Source organism: Vibrio sp. 10N.222.49.A3 (assembly GCF_041475145.1).
Classification (GTDB): domain Bacteria; phylum Pseudomonadota; class Gammaproteobacteria; order Enterobacterales; family Vibrionaceae; genus Vibrio; species Vibrio tasmaniensis_A.
This window is the reverse complement of the sequence record NZ_JBFRVM010000265.1, coordinates 1-3,294: the sequence shown is the minus strand read 5'-3', so window position 1 is coordinate 3,294 and position 3,294 is coordinate 1. Positions and strand designations below refer to the sequence as shown.

At 37.9% G+C, this 3,294-nt stretch carries 3 protein-coding genes and 1 tRNA gene; all 4 read right to left on the bottom strand.

The genetic code is table 11. The features are described from left to right. On the bottom strand, window positions 1-220 hold a 220-nt coding region (locus tag AB4589_RS24855; RefSeq protein ID WP_133151474.1), incomplete at its 3' end, for an Arm DNA-binding domain-containing protein. Window positions 221-357: 137 nt separating this feature from the next. Then, a complete protein-coding gene (locus tag AB4589_RS24850; protein ID WP_372101906.1) occupies window positions 358-1,824 on the bottom strand; it encodes a metallophosphoesterase in 1,467 nt (488 codons plus the stop codon). Continuing rightward, entirely contained in the window at window positions 1,806-2,747 is a 942-nt protein-coding gene (locus AB4589_RS24845) for a hypothetical protein (RefSeq protein WP_372101905.1), read from the bottom strand. Before AB4589_RS24845 ends, AB4589_RS24850 begins: the two co-directional genes overlap by 19 nt. Before the next feature lie 394 nt (window positions 2,748-3,141). Next, window positions 3,142-3,219 (bottom strand) — tRNA-Leu (locus AB4589_RS24840). Between the last annotated feature and the right edge of the window lie 75 nt (window positions 3,220-3,294).

The window sequence follows — 3,294 nt, the reverse complement described above, 5'->3', positions numbered from 1 at the left end:
AATTACGCAACAAAGCCGGGAAAATACCCAATGACGCAGATCCTTTCTTGCCATTAAGCGTATACCTGACTAGCCATTTTTTACGTCCATTTTTACCTACTAATATCTTGAAACCCGATAACTCAGAGCACGAATATTCAGCTTCTGTAGAACGCGAGTCTGGATCATTAGGGGGTAAACTGGCGATCTTAGTAGTTGTAAATTTAAAACGTTTCTCCATAAAAGAAATTACCTATATTTAATCCATACTAGGTTTTAATATATAATTAGCTTTTATTTAGAAACGGCCAAACCACAACTATAATCTATCGTTATAGTTGTGGTTTGCTAAATATTATAATTTACGACTTTAAATAACTACTGTTCCTGCACGGTAGGCGAAACAGGTAAATAATTATCATATAAATCATACCCACGTTTTCCGTCAGATATAATTTCTCTGATTCTCAGCTTGATCTTATCAAGTTCAAAAGTAAGTAGGTTGTATGAATTTCTAGTAGACTCAGCTCTACGTTCACGACTAACCCCCGTACTCCCGCCAGATACTATTAATATAGGAGATTTGGGGTCTTCATTTGCTAGGCTAAAACTATGGTATTGAGCAATTCTATTTTCATGCTGGTGGCCATGTAATGCCATATGTATACCAACATTAGCTGCTTTATCTAACAATTCAACCGCATCTAGAGTGAGAGATATCGCATTTCTATTTGGCATCTCAACTTGACTAATGGGCACTAAATGATGGTGAAGAGCCATCATTTTATAAGTCGGTTTACTCATATTTAAATTAGCCAAGTCGTCAAGTATGTCTAAACCTAGAGAACCAACATAACCATATTCTGTAAGTTTAGAGCTTGTTACTCTACATGAGTTCATTATTGATAAGAATAAATCTACATCACCCAATGAAACAATAATGTTATAATCTAATTGACTTTTCCAATGCTTCCCAGTTAATTCTTCGGAAAAAAGACGATAGTCACGCTCGTGCTCATATGTAACCTGAGTATTTCCAGCCAACTTATTTTCGTCTATGTTGCTATCACTCGGGTAGCGTTTCATATCATGGTTTCCAGGGAGAGTAATAATATTGCTTTTATCAACCCCAAGTCCGCTAGCTATCGAGTGAAGCTCACTTATAATTAAGTTTTTTGTACTATCTGACCAATCAGATCTTGTCGTAAAATCACCTGTAATAATGATTGCAGCAATATCTTTGTTTGCTTTTACTCGCTTTAAGTCAGTCAGAATACAATCACTAAGTGTCTTCGCTGTCCCTCCTTCCAAAACCTTATCTGAAACAACGAAACCGTGATCAAGTCCAAAATGTAAATCTGAAAGATGAAGTATTGACTTTCTATCTGAACCGCTGTTGCCGATTCTAGAAACTCTTACGCTAGAGCATCCATAGCTATCACGAAGTAATAGTGTATTTTCACCCACCTGCCTACCTAAATTAGGTTCATAATCAATGACATTGATTGAAGTCAACTGAAACCAAGCTTCAACTTTCTCACATTGGTGTCTATAGTATTCAGGGACCAAAGATATGTCGACGTCAACTTTCCTTTTTCTATACACTTTATTGAAAGATGCAGTGAAACAACGTTTAGTCGATGGATCAATTAGATAAACGTAATCAGATACCGTGTCATCACTCTCTAAACTGTTAAATAAGGACTCAAATCCGTCTTCATGTTCTTTCTTCCACCACCCCCACAACACTATTCCTTTTCTATTAATAATAGCTTTATGCTCGTCTATTGTGTCGATGTCGGGTGTAGTATCTCTGAACCGTAAGATTATGCTAGGTGCTGCCATTCCATTACTCGTTTATAAGGTTTATTCGGTATATTCCACTGTTGTAGCACTGTTAAAAAAGAGTCTGCTGCTGATGAAGGCACCTTATCAGATAACCCCAAATGAAAACGTAAGATCTCTAATGCATTCGCGCTACCAATTACTGTACCCACTTTGTTTTGAGAGCTCCACAGGTCGATAACTTCCCTTCCAATTGCTCTCCTACTAACGGAAGGCCAATACCATCCATTAGCTAATGGATGCATAATTATTTTTGCAGGTAGAACATCGTGATGGTTCACACGTAATGCAAGCTGATAGTCATCTATTACAAATCGGTGCCATAATTCGGTCTTAGTGATAGCTTTCGACAAAGGAGGGATTTCTTTAATTTTTATGACAAGTAAATCGCCAAAACGCCAGTCTTCGAGAACATTATCATCACTTACTTCACTTGCTCTCATTTCAAAAACAGGAGTTTCGTAACAAAAAAAATTAGATTTTATTTCAAAATCAGCCCAGCTAGTCAACCATTCAAATAAGTTTTTTCTTTCTTCGATGGCTTGTGGCCTTGTTAATTCCGGCCAGAGAGAAATATAAATTTTTGAACCAATCGCTAAGTGTTGCGCACTCCAACTGATCCAGCGAATAGTATTCTCTATATACCAAGGCGGATCTATGACAGCAGCATCAAAGCTCTTACATAGAGGTAAATCAACATCTACGTCTACTAACGAATGAAAATTAGACCAATGTAAAGGCTGTCGATCAACAAGAAAAACCCGATTATCCAATTCTTGATGTTTTCTTATTAAAGAAGGAACACCTAGTGATAGCACTGACTCATGATCATCAAATAATTGACTCAGTTTATCAACAGTTTCTCTCTTAAACCGCCAATCATAGTCTAAGGGGTGAGGATCTGGAGGCATAAAATGTGACATCTATATTCTTTAGTTTTTTATATGACATGCGCAACTTAAGGTAACATAACACATTGATAAGTTGCAATTTATATTAATTTTGATCTGCTTTTTAGAGCTACTTAGTCAGCGTTAAAAAACTGTCAACTGGCCAGCAACCCTTAAATTTATTTTTATTAAGGCTTCGTGTCCGCTTCATCACTCACAGCCCGACCGGACAGAGACCAGAGGCACACAGAAATTCAGCCTTGGGTATGCTGGCACGACAATTACGCACAGCTCATCAGCACAGGAGGTTCTTGGCAGCTAACTCGAACAGAAAATCTGCACAGAGAACAGGAGATAGACAGGAGGGAAGATTCCGGAGGGAGTTTTATCTGAATTCAGGCACAAAAAAACCAGCATTAAGCTGGCTTGGTAATTACCGACTTGAACCGGCACAACGCGAACGTCGAGGGATTTTAAATCCCTTGTGTCTACCAATTCCACCACCAGGGCACGCAATTCTTTATTGCGATGCCGATTACTGAAAAGTAAAACACCATCTTAATGTCGAAATGAATCAACA